General features: G+C 69.3%; 15 protein-coding genes. 6 read left to right on the top strand and 9 right to left on the bottom strand.

Annotation, left to right across the window (positions count from 1 at the left end; genetic code table 11):
- Nucleotides 1–60: 60 nt before the first annotated feature.
- Nucleotides 61–405 (bottom strand): ArsR/SmtB family transcription factor, encoded by a 345-nt coding sequence (locus B0I29_RS41090; protein WP_111654597.1) that lies wholly within the window; start codon nucleotides 403–405, stop codon nucleotides 61–63.
- An 89-nt stretch (nucleotides 406–494) separates the two neighbouring features.
- On the opposite strand from B0I29_RS41090, the gene B0I29_RS41085 reads away from it, so the two are divergent.
- Both B0I29_RS41085 and B0I29_RS41080 read left to right on the top strand, forming a co-directional pair.
- Nucleotides 495–1,898, top strand: coding sequence for an FAD-dependent oxidoreductase (locus tag B0I29_RS41085; protein ID WP_181558238.1), 1,404 nt, complete (start codon nucleotides 495–497; stop codon nucleotides 1,896–1,898).
- A gap of 5 nt (nucleotides 1,899–1,903) precedes the next feature.
- Nucleotides 1,904–3,124, top strand: coding sequence for an MFS transporter (locus B0I29_RS41080; RefSeq protein WP_111654596.1), 1,221 nt, complete (start codon nucleotides 1,904–1,906; stop codon nucleotides 3,122–3,124).
- A gap of 1 nt (nucleotide 3,125) precedes the next feature.
- Here the strand turns inward: B0I29_RS41080 and B0I29_RS41075 are convergent, their stop codons facing one another.
- Both B0I29_RS41075 and B0I29_RS41070 read right to left on the bottom strand, forming a co-directional pair.
- Nucleotides 3,126–4,679, bottom strand: a complete 1,554-nt coding sequence (locus B0I29_RS41075; protein ID WP_181558237.1) for a serine/threonine-protein kinase — start codon at nucleotides 4,677–4,679, stop codon at nucleotides 3,126–3,128.
- A 153-nt stretch (nucleotides 4,680–4,832) separates the two neighbouring features.
- Nucleotides 4,833–6,146: a sodium:proton antiporter gene (locus tag B0I29_RS41070; protein ID WP_111654594.1), complete on the bottom strand. Its 1,314-nt coding sequence runs from the start codon at nucleotides 6,144–6,146 to the stop codon at nucleotides 4,833–4,835.
- A 277-nt stretch (nucleotides 6,147–6,423) separates the two neighbouring features.
- Between B0I29_RS41070 and B0I29_RS41065 the strand changes: the two genes are divergently transcribed.
- The 3 genes from B0I29_RS41065 to B0I29_RS41055 all read left to right on the top strand — a co-directional run bounded on the left by B0I29_RS41065 (nucleotide 6,424) and on the right by B0I29_RS41055 (nucleotide 12,248).
- Nucleotides 6,424–7,488 (top strand): ThuA domain-containing protein, encoded by a 1,065-nt coding sequence (locus B0I29_RS41065; RefSeq protein WP_245973157.1) that lies wholly within the window; start codon nucleotides 6,424–6,426, stop codon nucleotides 7,486–7,488.
- Between the two features lie 18 nt (nucleotides 7,489–7,506).
- Nucleotides 7,507–10,182, top strand: coding sequence for an outer membrane protein assembly factor BamB family protein (locus B0I29_RS41060; protein WP_111654592.1), 2,676 nt, complete (start codon nucleotides 7,507–7,509; stop codon nucleotides 10,180–10,182).
- Nucleotides 10,183–10,277: 95 nt separating this feature from the next.
- Nucleotides 10,278–12,248: an alpha/beta hydrolase family protein gene (locus tag B0I29_RS41055; protein ID WP_111654591.1), complete on the top strand. Its 1,971-nt coding sequence runs from the start codon at nucleotides 10,278–10,280 to the stop codon at nucleotides 12,246–12,248.
- On the opposite strand, the gene B0I29_RS41050 is transcribed toward B0I29_RS41055, so the two are convergent.
- The 4 genes from B0I29_RS41050 to B0I29_RS41035 form a co-directional block, all read right to left on the bottom strand.
- Nucleotides 12,178–13,053 (bottom strand): shikimate dehydrogenase, encoded by an 876-nt coding sequence (locus B0I29_RS41050; protein WP_111654590.1) that lies wholly within the window; start codon nucleotides 13,051–13,053, stop codon nucleotides 12,178–12,180. The two genes, B0I29_RS41055 and B0I29_RS41050, sit on opposite strands and share 71 nt — an antisense overlap.
- Before the next feature lie 88 nt (nucleotides 13,054–13,141).
- Nucleotides 13,142–14,176, bottom strand: a complete 1,035-nt coding sequence (dctP, locus tag B0I29_RS41045) for a TRAP transporter substrate-binding protein DctP (RefSeq protein ID WP_111654589.1) — start codon at nucleotides 14,174–14,176, stop codon at nucleotides 13,142–13,144.
- 39 nt (nucleotides 14,177–14,215) lie between these two features.
- Complete coding sequence (locus B0I29_RS41040; RefSeq protein ID WP_111654588.1) at nucleotides 14,216–15,496, bottom strand: TRAP transporter large permease; 1,281 nt, start codon at nucleotides 15,494–15,496, stop codon at nucleotides 14,216–14,218.
- Nucleotides 15,493–16,059: a TRAP transporter small permease gene (locus B0I29_RS41035; protein WP_111654587.1), complete on the bottom strand. Its 567-nt coding sequence runs from the start codon at nucleotides 16,057–16,059 to the stop codon at nucleotides 15,493–15,495. The genes B0I29_RS41040 and B0I29_RS41035 overlap by 4 nt, the downstream gene beginning before the upstream one ends.
- A gap of 307 nt (nucleotides 16,060–16,366) precedes the next feature.
- Between B0I29_RS41035 and B0I29_RS41030 the strand changes: the two genes are divergently transcribed.
- Nucleotides 16,367–17,176 carry an IclR family transcriptional regulator gene (locus tag B0I29_RS41030; protein WP_220091558.1) on the top strand — a complete coding sequence of 270 codons (810 nt, stop codon included), beginning with the start codon at nucleotides 16,367–16,369 and terminating at the stop codon, nucleotides 17,174–17,176.
- 14 nt (nucleotides 17,177–17,190) lie between these two features.
- Here the strand turns inward: B0I29_RS41030 and B0I29_RS41025 are convergent, their stop codons facing one another.
- Nucleotides 17,191–18,240: a Gfo/Idh/MocA family protein gene (locus B0I29_RS41025; RefSeq protein WP_111654586.1), complete on the bottom strand. Its 1,050-nt coding sequence runs from the start codon at nucleotides 18,238–18,240 to the stop codon at nucleotides 17,191–17,193.
- A complete protein-coding gene (locus B0I29_RS41020) occupies nucleotides 18,231–18,689 on the bottom strand; it encodes a type II 3-dehydroquinate dehydratase (protein ID WP_111654585.1) in 459 nt (152 codons plus the stop codon). Before B0I29_RS41020 ends, B0I29_RS41025 begins: the two co-directional genes overlap by 10 nt.
- Nucleotides 18,690–18,715: the final 26 nt, after the last annotated feature.

Below are 18,715 nucleotides of genomic sequence, written 5' to 3'. Positions count from 1 at the left end.
CGGGCTGGTGGTGCTCACGGTGGTGCTCCTGGATCTCGGGTGCTGGACAGGGGCGTGCGGTCAGGCGAGCAGCGCCGCCAGCGTGCGCATCACGTCTGTCCGAGCGCGGTAGTAGACCCAGGTACCGCGCCGCTCCGCGTCGACCAGGCCGGCCTCCCGCAAAGTCTTCAGGTGATGTGAGATCGTCGGTCCGGACAGCTCGAACGCCGGCGTCAGGTCGCAGACGCAGATCTCACCGCCGTCCGCGGATGCGATCATCGACATCAGCTGGAGCCGGACGGGATCACCGAGCGCCTTGAACGCGGGCGCCAGCGCGGCGGCGGCCTGCGCCGGAATGCGGCTCACCGCCAGCGACGGGCAGCATTCCGCCTCCTGGCTGAGGTCGGTCTCGGCTTGTTTCGACATGCGTCTAGGTTGACATTTATCAAAACAACCTGCAACTCTCTTGTTTCGAGAAGTATCTAGGCACCTTCTCCAGCAAGGAGTTCACTCTCGTGACCAGCAACTTCCCCGAACTGCCCGTCGTGGTCATCGGCGCCGGGCCCGTCGGTCTCGCCGCCGCCGCCCACCTGGCCGAACGCGGCCTGCCGTTCCTGGTCCTGGAAGCGGGCGACAACCCGGCAGCCGCCGTACGGGCCTGGGGCCACGTCCGGCTGTTCTCACCGTGGCGGTACGACATCGACCCGGCCGCCGCCCGCCTGCTGGAGCACAGCGGCTGGATTCGCCCCGGCGACGACAAGCTCCCCACCGGCGCCCAGCTCGCCGCCGACTACCTCCAGCCCCTGGCCGACCTGCCCGGGCTCAAGCCGAACATCCGGTACGGCGCGCGGGTCGCCGCGGTGACCAGGCTCGGCCTCGACCGGGTCCGCAGTCTCGGCCGGGAGGCCACCCCGTACCTGGTCCGCCTCGCCGGCGGTGAGGACATCCTCGCCCGGGCGATCATCGACGCCTCCGGCACCTGGGCCACGCCGAACGTGCTCGGCGCCTCCGGCATCCCGGCCCACGGCGAGAGCGCCGCGACCGCGTTCGTCGAGCCGGCGCTGCCGGACGTCCTCGGCCGCGACCGTGACCGGTTCGCCGGCGCGCACACCCTGGTCGTCGGCGCGGGACACTCCGCCGCCAACACCCTGCTCGCCCTCGCGGAACTCGCCGAGCAGGCCCCGGGCACCACGGTGACCTGGGCGATCCGGGCGACCAGCGCGGTACGCACCTACGGCGGCGAGGCAGCCGACGCGCTGCCCGCGCGTGGCGCCCTCGGCTCCCGGCTGCGCAACCACGTCGAGAACGGCACCGTCACCCTGCTGACCGGCTTCTCCGTGCGGAGCGTCATCGCCGGCGGCACCCAGGTGGAGGTGTCCGACGGCGAGCAGTCGATCACCGTGGACCGCATCGTGTCGGCGACCGGGTTCCGGCCCGACCACACGATCGCCGGCGAACTGCGCCTGGACCTCGACCCGATCATGGGCTCGACCCGGGCGCTGGCGCCGCTGATCGACCCGAACGAACACTCCTGTGGCACCGTCCCGCCGCACGGCGTCGACGAGCTGATCCACCCCGAGCCCGGTTACTACGCCATCGGCGTCAAGAGCTACGGCCGCGCGCCGACCTTCCTGCTGGCCACCGGTTACGAGCAGGCCCGCAGTGTCGTCGCCGCCCTGGCCGGTGACTGGGAAGCCGCCCGCGACGTCCAGCTCGACCTGCCGGAGACCGGCGTCTGCAACAGCAACCCGGTCGAGGACGACGACACCGTCGCCGCGGGAGGTGGCTGCTGCGGCGCACCTGCTCCGGCCGCCGTGGAGCCGGCCGGGCGAGGGCTGTCCACCGGGATCGCCGGTGGGCTGCTGACCGCACCGCTCAGCCTGATCACTGTGGGCGAGTCCGGCTCCTCCTGCTGCTGAGCCGCGTGACCGTCACGGGTGGCCGGCGGATCGTCGTCACGTTCGCCATCACCCAGACCATCGGGTACGGCAGCCTCTACTACGCCTTCGCCGTCCTGCTCCACCCGATCGCCGCTGACCTGCACACCTCGGCGGCGGTCGTCACCGGCGCGTTCACCGCCGCGATCCTCGCCCAGGCCGCTGCCGCCATCCCCGTCGGCAGATGGCTCGACCGGCACGGCGGCCGCGCCCTGATGACCGCCGGCGCGATCCTCGGCGCCGGCATGCTCGCGGCCTGGTCCCAGGTCCGTACGGCCGGGCAGCTGTATCTGGTCTTCGCCGGACTCGGCGTCGCGATGGCGATGGCCCTGTACGAGGCCGCCACCCCGGTCCTGGTCTCCTGGTTCGACGCCGCACGCCGGCCGGGAGCGATCCTCGGGATGATCGTCGTCGCCGGGTTCGCCAGCACCATCTTCATGCCACTGACCGGCTGGCTCACCGACCGGCACGGCTGGCGTACCACCCTGCTGATCCTCGCCGCCCTGTACGCCGGCACCGCGGTCCCGCTGCACCTGCTCGTCGTCCGCCGCCCACCCGAGATCCCCCGCGCACCGGGGCATCGCATCTCCGCGCACCGCCGAATCCTGATCCGGGCGGCTGTTCGCGACAGCCGGTTCTGGTGGCTGGCCGCCGCGTTCGTCGCGCACGCCGCCGCGATGACCACCATGACCGTCCACCTCGTCGGCTACCTGGTCAGCAGCGGCCACCCCGCCACCTTCGCCGCAAGCGTCGCCGGCCTGCTCGGCGTCCTGTACGTCACCGGCCGGCTCCTGCTCACGGCCACCGCACGCCGGATGCGCCAGCACCGTGTCGTCGCCGCCGTCTTCGCCCTGCAAGCCGCCGCCGCACTCAGCATGCCCGCCCTCGCCGGCACCCGCCCCGGAGCGATCCTCGTCGTCAGCGCTTTCGGGCTCGGCTTCGGCATCTCCAGCCTCGCCACCCCACAACTACTCGCCGACCGTTACGGCACCACCACGTACGCCAGCATCGCCGGTACCCTCGCCGCCTTTGTCACCCTCGCCAAAGCCGGCGCGCCCCTGGCCGCCGCGGGCCTGCTCACCGTCTCCGGCGACTACCGCACTGTTCTGCTCACCGCCGGCAGTGCCTGCCTGGTCGCCGCCGGCAGCATCTGCGCCCGGGCCGGCACGCCACGCCCTGCCGGTGCGGCCGCTGACGGACGACGCTAGGTCAGGTGCTGGTGGAGGACGGCACCCAGTCGTCACAGGTCACCGTCATCGTGATCCGGGTCTTGCCGTGCTGGAACAGCACCGCTGGTGCGGGCCCCGCCGCTTTGTCACCCTCACTGATCTTGTACGGCTTGGTGGCCGTCCACGACAGGATCTGTGCGGTGCCGGCGTCCGGGCAGACGGCCCGGACGGAGCCGGCGGCCGAGGACAGGGTGCGTTCCACCGGCTGCACTGCCGGAGGCGTCGTGGTGACCACCGGCTCGGGACTGATGGGCGCTGAGGGTGTGCTTCCTGGCGCGACGGCGGCCGTTGTCCGTGGCGGCGCGGTAGTGATCCGGGCGGTCCGGGTGGGGTTGGCGGCCCCCGGCTCGGCGGCTCCCGGCCCGGCGACTCCCGGGTCGGCGCTGGTCGGCGCCCTCGGCGCGTCGGCGGGCCTGCTCGGCGCGGGCCCTGGGCTTGCGGCGGAGCTTGTCGGAGCCGATGCGGCTGCCTGCTGATCCGACGGGCGCATCAGCCACAACGTCGCACCGGCGGCCACCAGCACCACCGCGGCGGTCAGCGCGTAGACCGCGGGGATCTTCCTCGCGGTCGCCCGCGCCGGATTCCGGGCCGGGTTTGGGGCCGTCGGTTCGTCCGAGCCGGGCGGCCGGATCAGGACGGACGGCTCGGCATCGATCGAGCCCTGCGCCGCGACGGCGGCAGGCTCGTCGGTGATGACCTGCATCCCGGCGCCGTGAGCGAGCATCGCCGCCACCTCGCGGGCGCTCGGGCGCTGTGCCGGGTCCTTGGTCAGGCAGCGGTTGCACAGGTCGGTCACGTAGCCGGGCACCTGGAACATCGGCAGCAGCGGCGCCGGGTCCAGATAGACGTGCGCCGTCAGCATCTGCGTGCTCGTCTCACCGGTCCACGGCGAGTGACCGGCGAGCAGCCGGTAGAGCACCACGCCGAGGGCGTACACGTCCGACGCCGGCTCCACCGCGTCGTGCAGCAGCCGCTCGGGCGCCAGGTACGCCGGCGTGCCGAACACCTCGAACTCGCCCATGCTCAGCTGCGGGGGCCGGATCGCGGCGGCGATGCCGAAGTCGACCACCTTGGCGCCGGTCGGCGCCAGCATCACGTTGCCCGGCTTGATGTCGCGGTGTGCCAGCCCTTCGGCGTGTGCGGCAGCCAGCGCCGCGGCGATCTCCGCGCACACCCGCATCGCGTACCGGGGCAGCACCGGACCGTCCTTCAGCCTCTGGTGAAGCGATCCGCCACGGATCAACTCCATCACGACGTACGCGATCACGGCGCCGTCGACGTCGGCCTCGCCGTAGTCGTACACCTGGGCGATGTTCGGGTGTGAGAGGGCCGCCGCGGCCCGCGCCTCGTGGAGGACCCGCATGCGCGACTGAGGGTCGTCGGCGTAATGGGCGGCGAGGACCTTCACCGCGACCTCGCGGGCCAGCACGCTGTCGAACGCCCGCCACACCACGGCCATGCCCCCGGCACCGACCTGGGAGATCAGCCGATAGCGCCCGCCGAGCACCCGGCCGGCGCCGGTGTCGCCGCTCACGCCCCTGGACCTCCAGTCACCATTCACCACCGGGAGTCTGCCGTGGACCATCGAAGTTCGCATCCCCACGCGGGCGCGTGAGCGCTGCTCCAGCGCGGTGGCGGTGCGACGGACGGCTACCACGCCTGCGGTCAGGGCATGACCCGTCAGCGATCAGCCCGGTGAGAAGAAGAGGAATGTCGCGGCTGCCAGCACCGGCAACATGATCAGCATCGCGATCAGGGCGTAGGCGAAGAAGTGCGGCATCCGCACCCCCCGGTGTTCCGCGACCTCTTTGACCATCAGGTTCGGCCCGTTGCCGATGTAGGTCAGGGATCCCATCATCACCGCGCCGCAGGCGATGGCGAACAGCAGATCGTTGCCTGCCGGGATGTCGACCAGGGCAGCCAGGTAGCGGGGATCGTCGACGCTGATGCCCAGCTGACCGGCGGCGACCGAGGTGAAGGCCAGGTATGTCGGCGCGTTGTCCAGCACCGACGACAGCCCACCGGAGGCCCAGAAGAACTGCCACGGTTCTTCCAGCCCGATCTGGGCGGCTCGGGCGTTGAGGATGAGCAGTGGCTGCGTCATGGTGACGAACACCCCCGCGAAGATCACCGCGACCGACGCGATCGGGCCGAACCCGAAGTGATTGGCCTCGTGGATCGCGCGGGGCGTGACCCGGTAGGACGCGTAGGCGATCGCCAGCAGTGTCGCCTCCGGCACACCGAACGGCAGTGCGAGAGCGCCCTTCGCGAGCAGGACGAGGACGACAGCGGTCAGCAGGAGCACGTTGCGGCGGCCCCCGATGCTCAGGGGCTGGTGGGTGATGAGCTCATCCAGCAGGCCGGTGTTGCGATCGCGCCGTTCCTCACGGTTGACCAGGAACTGGTCGACCAGGTTGAAGACGAGAATGAGGACGCCGTTGACGAACAGCCACGGCGCCCACAGCCGGAAGGTCCACTCGAACGGCACCCCCTTGAGGAAGCCGAGATAGAGCGGCGGATCGCCGATCGGGGTGAGCAGGCCTCCGGCATTCGCGACGATGAGGATGAAGAACACCACCAGGTGCGCCCGGGAGCCGCGGCGTGCGTTAGCGCGCAGGAACGGACGGATCAGCAGCATGGCGGCGCCGGTGGTGCCGATGACGTTGGCCAGTACCGCACCGACCGCGAGCATGCCCGCGTTCGCGAGAGGCGTGCCGGCGAGCGATCCGCGGACCTCGATGCCGCCGGAGATGACGAACAGAGCGGCGAGCAGCGATACGAACGACACGTACTCGGCGACGGAGTGGGTGAGCGCGCCGGCTCCCCCGACGATGAGGAGCTGGACCGCGGCGGGCACGGCGAGCACGGTGACGACCAGCGCCTTGCTGGTGAGGCGGCTCCACCAGCCGGCAGCGAGCACTTCCAGCACTGCGACAGCGGCCAGGAGCAGGACGAACGGTGCGACGGTCCACATCGGCAACCGGCCGCCGAGAGCCTCCATGCCGCCTCCCACAATTAGTCCATCAGGCGGTCCGGTCGCACCGAAATAGCGTACCGCTGGTTAGTTATAGCTGACGCGGGCCGATCAGGAAAGAGCCAGAGCCGGCGCCGCTCATCAAGTGATCTCCCTCGATGTCAGGTGTGCGCTCGCCGCACCTTGTGAGTAAACCCACTCCCCATTATGGTCTGTCCAGCGGTACATCCAGTCCACTAAGCGGACCGACTGCCGAGTGCGCATGGCAAGCAACTGGAATCCACCTCCAGACGGGACTCCCAGCGTGAACAACAATTGGCTCAAGACGGTCGTGCCCCTCGCGGTGCTCGCGATCCTCGCGCCGGCCTCGGCTCTCGCGATCACGGGATCGGCGGACCGACACCAGGGAAAGCCGAACAGCATCGACCCGGTTTACGGCGTGTGCCGTGGAGTGGACCCGGACTGCTACAGCGACTGGGGCACTGAACGCGACAACAAGGTGCTGGTCTACTCCCGTACGGCGGGTCCCCGGCACGCGAACCTCGGGCGGGTCCTGGATCCCGACAACGCGAGCCTCCAAGGCGTGACTCTCCCCCGCCCCTATGTGATCACGAACAACCACAGTGACCCGGCGGCCTGGCCGCGCCCCCTGGACAGCTCCAACGTGGCGCAGGCCGGGCTGGTCAGAATGCTCGAGGCCGACGGCATCGAGGTGCACGTCACCGAGGACGTCCAGGCGATGGAGCGGCTGAACTCCAGCTACCGGGCCGTGATCTTCATGAGCCCCACCCGGGACACCCTGTGGAACCACGCGCGCGGCGCGGCCGGCGGCACCCGCCTCGACTGGGCCCGGGAGTCACTGCGCAAGTACATCCAGGGCGGCGGCGGTTTCGTCGGCGTCCACAACGCCTTCGGTACGGAGTACGGCTGGCAGTGGTACGAAGGGCTGCTCGGCAACGCGAACTACTACAACCACGGACGCAGCCAGCCCGGTGACGTCGTGGTCGTCAACGACCGGGACGTGTCGACAAAGGGCCTGCCGCGACGCTGGGGATTCTCCGACGAGTGGTACAACCTCGTACCGTTCCCGACCGACGTGAACTTCCTCGCCACCGTCGACGAGCGGACCCTCGCCGGCGGCGCGGGCGGCGAAGGATCGCACCCCGGGCACCGGGATTTCCATCCGGTCACCTGGTGCCAGTACTACGACGGCGGTAAGTCCTGGGTCACGACCCTCGGCCATGAGGGTGCTGCCTTCCAGGAGAACTCCACCTTCCCCGGCGCGGCCGAGTTCCAGGCACACCTCGAACACGGCATCAAGTCCGCCATGGGCCTCGAACCGTTCTGCACCCCGGCCAAGCGCAAGTAGCCATAGCGGAGGCGATCGATGAAACCAGGAATACTCGCACCCATCCTGTTCGCCGTACTCGTCGCCGCCGGGCCGTCGACCGCCGTCGCGCAAGGGCCACGAGAGGGCGTCGAACAGGCGGAACCGCCAGGTCTGGAACCGACCGGGGCGGACATGCCGACCGTCGGTGGCAACCTCGCGAACCAGCACTACTCCGGTTTGACGCAGATCTCGCAGCGCAACCTCGACAAGCTCGGCCCGGTGTGGCGTACGCACCTCTCGGCGGTCGCGCCGGCCAGCGACGACGTCGGCCAGCAGACGACGCCCATCGTGGCCGACGGGGTCATCTACCTGGACACGCCCGGCGGCGAAGTGATCGCCGTCGACGGCAGGACCGGCGCTCCCCAGTGGAAGTGGGCACCGCAGGGCTTCTCGACCGCGGACACCCGCCGCGGTGTCTCCATCGGCCAGGGCAAGGTCTACACGCTCGCCGACGGCGATCGCATCGTCGCCCTCGACCAGGACACCGGTGAACAGGTCTGGGTCGTGCAACCGGCGGTCCAGGCCGGAGTCGATCTGGGCAACATCGACCGGGTCGCGACGGTTTACCACGACGGCGTGGTCTACGCCCACGCGGCCAACGGCAACCGCGCCGCGGTCGTCGCGGTCCGAGCCAGCGACGGCGGCTACCTGTGGCATGTCTTCGGCGGACCGGATCGGGGAACCGTCTACACCGACGTCAACGGCAACTCCATCGACGCCGGCGCCACCTGGGGACCCGTGCTGCCCGACGGGACGCAGTGCAACCTGGAGGGAGGTGCGACACCGTGGATGCACGGCGCGGTCGACCCCGGCCTCGGGTTCTACTACATGACCTTCGGTAACCCGCGTAGCTGCCGCAGCTCGCAGGACGGTTCCCTGCGCCCGGGCGACAACCTGTTCTCCACCACGATGGTGGCGGTCGACATGAAGACCGGTGCGTACAAGTGGCACTACCAGTCGATCCGGCACGACGTGTGGGACATGGACAACGTCCATCCGCCGACCCTGGCCGACATCAGGATCAAGGGTCAGAAGCGCAAGGTGGTGTTCTACGGCAGCAAGTCGGGACACCAGTTCGTGCTCGACCGGACCACCGGCAAGCCGGTGCTCCCGGTCGCCGACAAGCCGATGATCGTGGACTCCCGGCAGCACAACGCCGAGACCCAGCCGTTCCCGGCCGAGCGCCTGCTGCCCGAATGCGTCGTCTGGCAGAAGCTGGACCCGCGCACTGTCCCGGGTGACCCGTGGCGGGCGGTGCCGAACTACAACGGCTACCAGGCCGACGCGGACGGCGACCTGGTCTTCAACCCGGACAGCTACGTCGCGGCGGACGAGCCGTTCCTGACATACCCGCAGAACTCCGGCGCGGACCACCGGCGCGGCTGCATGTACGACCCGCAGTGGAACCAGCCGATCCTGTCGACCACCAGCCAGAACGGCGGCGGCGACTGGTCGAACAACTCCTACAGCCACAGCACGAACCTGGTCTATTACCCGTACGGCGCCAACCCGGTGGCGCACTGGAACGGCGCCGCGGCCAACGGTCAGCGGGCCATCGGGCAGTACCAGACCGGCGGCGTCCTGGCCTACGACGCGTCGACCGGCAAGGTGCGGTGGCGCAACCATCTCGGCACCGACATGTCGCACGGCCAGGGTCCGCTGACCACCGCGACCGACCTGCTGTTCGCCGGCCAGATCGACGGCCGGCTCCTCGCCATGGACGCCCGCGACGGCGACGTCCGGTGGGAGTTCCAGACCGGATCGGGCATCGCCGGCGCCCCGATCACCTACATGGTCGACGGCGAGCAGTACGTCGCCGTTCTCGCCGCCGGGTCCACGAATCCGTACGGCGGCTCGGTGACACAGGGCGACTCGCTGTGGGCGTTCAAGCTGGGCGGCGCGTACACCACCGAATCCGGCAGTCAGGAAGGCCCGGACACCGCTCCGCTGGCGATCCGCCGTCCCGTCCAGGGCGGTCCGGTCGACGGCGCGACGGTGAACAACACCGTCTACCTGGGCAGGCAGGACCGCACGACCGATACCGCCACGGCACGCGACAGCACCTCACAGGCCGGCATGGCCCCGACGCACCTGCGGGTGCCGGTCGGAACCACCGTGACGTTCCTGAACCCCGGAGCGGAGACCTTCCCCAACTTCCCCAACCAGCGGCCGCACTGCGCGACCCAGTACTTCGAAGGGCTCTTCAACCCCCGGCTCGATCCCGGGGAGCGCTCCGACTTCACGTTCGACCGCGCCGGTGAGTACTACTTCAACGACTGCACCGACCCCCGGCCGACCGGCAAGATCGAGGTGTACCCGGCGCCGCAGGACCTGCCGGGCGCGCTGCGGTTCATCCCCGCCACCCTCGACCTGGGGTCGCGGACCGGGATCTTCACCGCGGTCCGCGGCGGGGTGACGGCGACGCTGAGCCTCCCGGCCGGCTACCGGCTCGACGGTGACGTGGAGCTGCGGACGCCGCTGTCGCGGTCACCCGTCACGGCGAAGCACGCGACGGTGATCGGCCGCACGCTGATCGTGGTGTTCGACAAGGCCGACCTCGACAACAACGTGCCGGAAGGTGACGCGGTGCCGTTGACGCTGGTGGCGAACTTCCTGCACGAGGGGGACCAGGAACAGCTCACGTCGACGGCGTCGGTGCGGGTCCGCAAGTAACCCCGGCCACCGGGCCCGGCGAGGCGGCGACGCCCGCCTCGCCGGGCCCGGGCCCATCTCCGAGCACCATCAGTCGCCCTGGCGAAAGGACCATCATGGGTACGATCGATCGGCGCCGCCTGCTTCAGGGAACCGCCGCCATCGCGGTGACCGCGACTCTCGCGAGCCAAGCCACGGCCCAGCCGGCCGCCGGCGCACGCCCCGGCGGGCAGGCTCCGGGCCGGATCGGGGAACCGCAGCCGCTGGACGGTCGCCCGTTCCCGGCTTACGACTACTCCCGCGCCAGCAAACTGCCCCGCGAGATGACCGGCTATTGGACGAAGTCCTTCGACGTCGCGGGCACCGTCCGCACCGCGAAGGTATACATCTCGCCCGAGACGCCGATCCGCTCCTACTTCACGGTGATCGCCGTACCCGATGGCGTCGAGACCGGCGAGTTTCTCCAGCAAACGAGCTGGGCCGGGATCGCCGGCCGGCGTGAGGAGGGCCTGTTCGTCCTGGAGCCCGGCCCGGCCGGCTGGGGCGACGCCGGAGAGGAGACCGCCTACGTCGAAGCCGCAATGGCGTTCTTCCAGGCCAACCGGTACTTCTCGATCTTCGGTCTGCACTACCTGGTCGGTTACGGCGCCGGCGCGCCGGCCATGGAGGCCTGGGCGGTCGCGCACCCCTTGCGCGTCATCAGTCAGGTGTACGTCGATTCGCCGGGCCTCGATGCGGACTACCTGAACTCCTACGCCGGACGCGAGTTCGGCGGCGAGACCGAGGGCAGCTACACCCCGGTCGAGTTCCCCGAGGGCTTCGACCTGATCAGGTACGACGAGACAGTTCTGCCCACCTGGTACATCCACCCCGACCGGACCTCGATCGACGCGAGTGTGTCCTACTGGAGGCGGGCCAACGACACCGGACGCCGTACGCGGGAGGACCCGGCCCTCGGCACCGTCTACCCGCAACGACCCGACTCCCGCCGGTGGATGACGTCGTACGCGGGGCCGATCTCGCAGGTGGCCGTGCAGCAGCGTCCGATGAGCACGCACCGCATCGTCGGCTTCCTCACCCGGTACACCCGGTACGAGAACTTCTTCGCCTACGGCAACCAGCTCTTCGAACGCGCCGACTACGCGAAGCTGGGCGTCGAGGTGCGCACCATGATGGTCGAGGGGTACCTCCGCGAGTACCTGGTCTACGTTCCCCGCACCGCCCGCCGGTTGTGGCGCGACCGTGCGCCGGTCGTGTTCGTCTGGCCCGGCAACACCCAGACCGCCAAGGTGTTCTTCGACGCCGCGCAGTGGTGGAAGGTCGCGGAACGCGAGGGATGCGTCCTGGTCGTCATCGGGGAGCAGTACAGCGCCACCTCCGTGTCAGTGAGCCACCGCGACTCGAACACCTTCTACCGGCAGCTGCGCGAGCTGATCACCGACGAGCTGGGGGTCGATCCGACGAGGTTCTATTCCACCGGGCAGTCCGCCGGCAGCGCGGTCACCCAGAACTTCGCGATCGCCTACCCGGAATACTTCGCCGCGGTCGCGTCGACGTCGTTCACCACCGCTCCGGACGCCGCCGGCACGGTCGGCATCGACGGACTCCAGGTCCCGGCCAGCGGCCGGGCGATCCCCAACTACCAGATCTATGGGTACGGGGATCTCGGCTTCCTCGCCGGCGATCTCTGGGACGGCACACAGAACTCGCTGGACAGCTGGGCGCGGTATCACCTGGGCACCAACGGACTCACGCTCGCCGACGTGGACACCGTCGCCGGCCGGCGCCACGGCTGGCACGACCGCTTCCAGACCTGGACCTGGCACGACGAGCACACCGAGGTCCCGGTCCTGAAGCTGTCCAAGAACCTGTACCGATCGCACAACACCATGCCCGAGGAATCACCACTGTTGTGGGACTTCCTCAAGCATTACAGCGTCGAGGCCGACCGGGACGGAAACCTCGTCCGCTACTACAGCCGCTCGGCGTTCCGGCGCCCCCGGGACAAGAAGGTGATCAGCGGCCGCGCCGCAGTAGTTCCGCGGAGTCAGCGAGCATCGTCTCCGCATCCGCGGGAACCCCGGTGAAGTGCTCGAACGCGGCAACCGCCTGGTAGACGCTCATCCCGGCGCCGGGCAGGGTCGCGGCGCCGGCCGCGCGCGCCGCCTGGAGCAGAGCGGTGTCGGCCGGCCGGTACACGATGTCGGCCACCCACATGTCCGAGCGCAGGTCGCCGGGCGCGACGGGTGAGCCCGGATGGTGTGCCATCCCTATCGGCGTGGTGTTGATCAGCCCGTCGGCGCCTGCCAGCAGCGTGCTCAGGTGTGCGGGCGCGCCGACGGCGATCCGGCCGGTACCGAACTCGGTGGCGAGCAGGCCGGCGAGCCGATGGGCCTTGGCGGTGTCGAGGTCGACGACGGTGAGATGGCGGGCGCCCAGCGTCAACATGGCGTGCGCGACCGCGGATCCGGCTCCGCCGGCGCCCAGTTGCACCACCGTGTTCCTGGGCGCGTCGGGGAAGTTCCGATCGAAGTTGCGGGCGAACCCGACGGCGTCGGTGTTGTGACCGCAGGCGATGCCGTCGGCGAAAACCACGGTGTTGACCGCGCCGAGGGTCTTCGCCTCCGCCGAGAGCCGGTCGAGGTACCGGACGATCTGCTGTTTGAACGGGTAGGTGACGTTGAGTCCTCGGTAACCCAGCGTGCGAGCCCAGCGGAGCAGTCCGGGAAGATCGTCGGCGGTCAGGCCGTACGCGTCCGAGTCGATGATCGTGTAGAGGAGCCGGATTCCTTGGCGGTCCGCCTCCTGCTGGTGCAGCAACGGTGAATGCGATGACCCGATGCCCGCCCCGATCAGCCCGACCAGGACCTGTGCTTGTTGAGGGCTGGTCACCCGTACCTCTTCCAGGTTTTGATCGTGAGGTTTTGATCGTGGGGTTTTGATCTTTGGGGCCGGCGGATCGCCGGCCCCGCTGCCTCGATCAGGCCGAGGCCCGGACGCTCTTGTAGAGCTCCAGGTTCTCGCCCTTGAAGTGGGTGTTGAAGAAGGCTTCCGCCTTGCTGATGAACGCTTCCCGGTCGATCTGGTCGATCTCCACCACCGTGCGGGTGGAGTCACCGCGCCAGCCGTCGAGGACCTTCTCGGTCTCGTCGTCGACGCACTTGCGGTTCTCGGCCCGGATGTCGTGGATGGCCTTGAAGAGAGCGTCCTTCTGCGGCTGGCTCATCTTGTCGAGGGTCTTGTCCGACACCACGACGTAGTGGGTGCCGACCTGGTGGTTGGTGAGGCTGGCGACTTTGAGGATCTCGTCGAACTTCTGGGCGTGGGTGGCCACGACCGGGTTCTCCTGGCCCTGCGCGATGCCCTGCTGCAGTGCCAGGTAGAGCTCCTCGACGGCGATCGCCACCGCGTCGGCGCCGAGCGCCTCGGCGTTGGCGAGGAACTGCGGGGTGTTCGGGAAACGGATCTTCTGGCCGGCGAGGTCCGCCGGTTTGCGGATCGGCTTGGTGGCGGTGAACGTCCGCATGCCGAAGTACCAGGCGTCGACGATGGTGGTGTCGGTCGCCGCGTTGAAGTCGGTGAAGAAGTCCTTGCCGTATTGGTCGACCCATTTGAAGAAGTGGTCCACGTCGTTGAATGCGTATGCCGCGTCGAGCACGCCGATCTGCGGGTAGGCGGTGGACATCGCTGAGCCGCCCTGCAGGTCGATGTCGATGTCCCCGCTCTGCACACCGGCGTAACGTTCGGCGTCCGGGCCGAGCTGGCTGTTGGGGAACATGTCGATGGTGAGGCCGAGGTTCTGTGCCTCGACCCGTTCCTTGAGCAGCTTCATCCCGCAGTAGTAGTTCGGCTGGCTCTCCGGCTGAGAGCTGCCGATCTTGATGGTCAGGGTGGGATTCTCGCCTTCGGTGGTGGGTGCGTTGCTCGATGTGGAGCACCCTGCGGCGAGAACGAGTGTTATCGGAAGAGTCAGCGCCGCGGTGATGCGGCGCCACCCTGCTGGACGTTGGTGCATGGCGTTTCTCCTCCCGGTGTGGGATGGCGGGCCGGTGGGTCAGAAGCCGAGGAGGCCGGGTAGCCAGAGCACGAGGCCGGGCAGTGCGGTGACCAGAATCAGCACGGCGACCAGGGGAATGAGGAACGGGGCGACGCCGCGGAAGATGACGTCGACCGGTTTGCCGGTGACGGAGCTGGTGATGTAGAGGACGCTTCCCACCGGTGGGGTCAGCAGGCCGATCATCAGATTGATGATCATGACAACGCCGAAGTAGATGGGGTCGATGCCGAGATCCATCGCGATCGGCAGCAGGACCGGCACCGTCACGAGGATGATCGCCGTGGCATCGATCAGGCAGCCGAGGATCAGCAGGATGATGTTGACCAGGATCATGAAGACCCAGGGGTCGTCGGAGAACGAGGTGAGGAACTCGGCGACGTCGCGTGACACATGGGCCCGGGTGAGGATCAGGCCGAGCAGCGCCGCGGCACCGAGGATCAGGGTGATGCCGGCGGTGATGACAGCGGTCTCGCGTAGCGACTGGAGCAGCAGCCGCGGTGTCGCGGAACGGTAGATCAGGCCGAGGATGAGCATGTAGAGGACAGCGACGGATGCGGCCTCGGTGGGTGTGAAAACGCCGGAGAGGATGCCGCCGAGCAGGATCACCGGAGTCAGCAGCGGGCCGATGGCGCCCACCGAGGCACGGGTGAACCGGTCACGATCGAACGGCACCGAGACGAACTGCGGCCGGTGCAGTGTCCAGATAAGGATGTATATGCACAGCCCGGCCGCCATGGCGAACGCCGGCAGGACGGACGCGGCGAAAAGGGCTCCGGTGGAGACGGTCGCGGTCGCGGCATAGATGACGGCGGGGATGCTGGGCGGCATCACCGGGCTGATGAGCGATGAGGAAGCGGTGAGCCCGGCAGCGAATCCGGCGGGATAGCCAGCCTTGATCATCGCCGGGATCTGCATCTTGCCGAGCCCGGCCACGTCGGCGAGCGCGGATCCGCTCATCCAGGAGAAGCCGACCGCGGAGCCGACGTTGACGTACGCGAGGTTGCCGCGCAGCCGGCCCAGCGCGGCCAGGCAGAACTCATAGAGCCGGTCGGCGATGCCGAGCCGGTTCGCCAGCACGCCGACGAGGATGAACAGCGGGACGGCCAGCAGCGGGAAGCTGTTGAGACCGTCGAAGGTGGTCTTGAGCGCGAAACCTTCGGAGCGGCCGTCCGCGAGTGCGTACCAGAGGCTGGGGCCGATGAAGGCGAGCCCGACCGGCACCCGGAGAAACAGCAGGACGGCGATGGCAACGCCGACCATCCACAGCTCGAGGATCATTTCGCCTCCGCCGCGTCGAAGGGGACGTCCTCGCGGGTGGCGGTGAAGACCCTGATGAAGGCCCGGACAGTCCCGGAGGCGAAGCCGAGCATCGGGATGGCGTAGAGCGTCCAGATCGGGATGCCGAGAGCGGCCGTCGTGCGGGTCGGGTACGCCTGGATCAGCGCCCACGCCTCCCAGACGAGCACCGCGCAGATCAATCCGGTCAAGGCGGCGGACACTGCTTTGACCACGACGAAGGCTCGTCCTTTGACCAGATAGTCGATGACCTGGATGGTGATGTGGCCGTTGTTGCCGATCAGGTAGCCGACCATGATGAAGGTCAGCACGATCAGCGAGTAGTTCGCGACCTCGCCCACGCCCGGCCAGTTGAGCGCCGGCACGTAACGGCTGATCACCTGCCAGAGGACGCTGAGAAAGATCATCGTCAGCGCGAGGCAGGCGATCCAGAGCTCGATCGATGCCCAGACGCGCAGAACTCTCGGCTCCCGCCACCGCACGTCCTCATCGGACTGCGGAGCGGGCTGCGGGTCACCGGGGGCGGCAACGGATTCAGCGGTCATCGGTCATCAGTCCCGGCACGTGCTCCGGCCGCCGGCACCACGGGCCGGCGATGCGGGACGGGGGTGGTCAACAATGCGCCCTCGCTCTCAGGTGAGTGTCGCTACTCTCGAACCATTAGCCGGACCTGATGGACCGCTGTGTGGACTAGGTGTAAAGTACGGGCGGCCCAGGTTCATGGCAAGGGCTTGAGTCCGGACCGTTACGGATATGTGAAAAGCGAAAGGTGAGCCCCGCAAACAAGCACCGTGGCGAAGCAGGAAGGATGGTCGGCGGACCATTCCCGCGAAACGAGGAGAGTGCAGAACCGTGGACGCGCCCCCCACCCGCAATTCCGCGGCCAAGCCATCCGCGGCGGAGTCCGCCGACCCGCAGGGCGTGCGAAGCGTCCAGCGGGCGCTGGGCATCCTCGGCCTGCTGACCGATGACCGGCCCACCGTCTCCATCCGCAACATCGTGGAGGAGACCGGCCTGGCCAAGACGACAGTGCTCCGGCTGGTCTCGACGCTGGAGCAGAGCGGCCTGCTCTGGGCCACCGGCAGCGGATACATGGCGGGGCCGGGACTCTGGCGGTGGGCGCATCTCGCCCGGCGCAGCTGGGAACTGCCGCCCGAGACGCAGCGCGACATGCGGGAGCTCGCCGCGCGCCGGCGCGAGACCGTGAACATGTACGTGGTTCGCGACATCTACCGGGTGTGCGTCGCCCAGCAGGAGAGCCCTCAGCCGCTGCGACACGTCGTCCACGTCGGCGACGAGCTGCCGATGTGGGCGGGCGCCTCCTCCAAGGTCCTGCTGCGCGACGCCTCCGCCGGACTTCTGGACCGGATCGCCAAGCAGTCGCCGCACGGCCCGCAGCACGCGGCGACGATGCGCGCCGAGATCGACGAGACGGCCGCCAAGGGGTACGGCGAGAGCCACGGCGAACGCGAGGCCGGTCTGTCGGCCGTGGCCGTCCCTATTCTCGGGCAGTCGGGCAGTGTCGTCGCGGCACTGGCTCTGAGCGGGCCCACCATCCGATTCACCCCCGACCAGGTCACCGCGTTCGCCGCCGACCTGCGGCAGATGGCGCAGCAGATGGCCGAGCGGGGTTTCGATCGCCCCTTCGGCAGCGGAGGCTGACCGCTCCCCCGCTCTCACGACGGCAACTCCACGGCCGCACCGGTGCGCGACGACGCGTAGACAGCCTCGACGATCGCCAGTGATCGCAGCGCGTCCCGGCCGGTCACGGCAGGCTCGCGCTCCTCGCGCAGTGCCGCGACGAAGTCAGCGATCTGCTCGGCGTGGTACGGCGCGAGGTGGTCGTGGATCTCGGCCAGCGCGATGTCGAAGGGCCGGCCGGCGCTGTACGCGCCGGCGAACGCCTCCTCACCGGGCAGGGTCCGGACGTCGGTGAAGCCGACGCCCTCCGGAAACTCCATCACGCTCGCCGTACGGCCACGCGCGTCGCTGACCCACACCTGCACGCCGAGCCCGGGCTGGAAGGTGGTGCCGGCCTGGATCGTGGCGACGGCGCCGGAGACGAACTCGATGAGCGCGGCGGCGGTGTCCTCCACCTCGATGATGTCCTGGTGGGCCAGGTTCGCGCACCGGCCGGTCACCCGCCGCGCGGGGCCCATGAACCACTGGAGCAGGTCGACGTGGTGGATCACCTGCGTCATCAGAACCCCGCCGCCCTCCGTCGCCAGGCGGCCACGCCACGGCTCGGCCCGGTAGTAGTCCACGCCCCGGTTCAGGCGGGCCACGACGCCACCGCAGATCGGCAGGCCCATCCGGCCGTCGTCGATCGCCGCGCGGATGCGCGCCGCCGCCGGCCAGAAGCGCCGTTGGAAGAGGACCCCGAGGCGCACCCCGGCGGCATCGGTGGCGGCGATCATCCGCTCGGCCTGCTCCACCCGCAGGGCGATGGGCTTCTCGCAGAGCACGTGGGTGCCGTGGCGGGCGGCGGCCAGCACCCCCGCCTCGTGGTCCGCGTGCGGAGTGCAGATGGTCACGGCGTCGAGCCCGCCGTCGAGCATCTGATCCAGGTCACCGAAGGACCGGTCGACGCCGTGGTGCGCGGCGAACGCGCGGGCCCGTCCCGGATCGATGTCGGCGACCGCGGCGACCTGGACGCCCTCGACGCCACGCAGGGCGCCGACGTGGTTGCGGGCGATCCGGCCGCAGCCGACGATTCCTATCCGCACGGCCGGCCACCTCCGGACAGGTGAGCGGCCAGGCCCCGCATCGCCATCTCGTAGACCTCGGCACCGAAACCGGCCAGGAAACCCCACGCGGCGGCCGCGGTCAGCACGTCCTGGTAGAGCGATTCGCGGGCGAACACGTTGGTGAGGTGCACCTCGACGATCGGGCGGCCGAGCATCCGCAGCGCGTCGTAGAGGGCAACGGAGCGGGTGGACAGCCCGGCCGGGTTGATGATGACCGGAGCCGTCTCGTCGAATGCCTGGTGAACCCAGTCGATGAGCTGACCCTCGGCGTTGGACTGGGCGAAGAACAGGTCGAAGTCGAGTTCCCCGGCGACCACCCGGCATCTGCTCTCGATGGCGGCCAGCGTCACCCGGCCGTACAGGTGCGGTTCGCGCCGGCCGAGCATGTTGAGATTGGGACCGTTGAGGATGAACAACCGCTCCGCCACGGACGGCCTCACCTTCTAGGGCGGAC

The organism is Actinoplanes lutulentus (genome assembly GCF_003259845.1).
In the GTDB taxonomy this organism is placed as follows: domain Bacteria; phylum Actinomycetota; class Actinomycetes; order Mycobacteriales; family Micromonosporaceae; genus Actinoplanes; species Actinoplanes lutulentus.
This window is presented reverse-complemented; position numbering and strand designations above follow the sequence as displayed.

Bases quoted from the DNA above. Each gene is read 5' to 3' on its own strand.
- B0I29_RS41090 (WP_111654597.1), bottom strand. From the start codon at position 405: ATGTCGAAACAAGCCGAGACCGACCTCAGCCAGGAGGCGGAATGCTGC.
- B0I29_RS41070 (WP_111654594.1), bottom strand. From the start codon at position 6,146: ATGGAGGCTCTCGGCGGCCGGTTGCCGATGTGGACCGTCGCACCGTTC.
- B0I29_RS41060 (WP_111654592.1), top strand. From the start codon at position 7,507: ATGAAACCAGGAATACTCGCACCCATCCTGTTCGCCGTACTCGTCGCC.
- B0I29_RS41055 (WP_111654591.1), top strand. From the start codon at position 10,278: ATGGGTACGATCGATCGGCGCCGCCTGCTTCAGGGAACCGCCGCCATC.
- dctP (WP_111654589.1), bottom strand. From the start codon at position 14,176: ATGCACCAACGTCCAGCAGGGTGGCGCCGCATCACCGCGGCGCTGACT.
- B0I29_RS41040 (WP_111654588.1), bottom strand. From the start codon at position 15,496: ATGATCCTCGAGCTGTGGATGGTCGGCGTTGCCATCGCCGTCCTGCTG.
- B0I29_RS41035 (WP_111654587.1), bottom strand. From the start codon at position 16,059: ATGACCGCTGAATCCGTTGCCGCCCCCGGTGACCCGCAGCCCGCTCCG.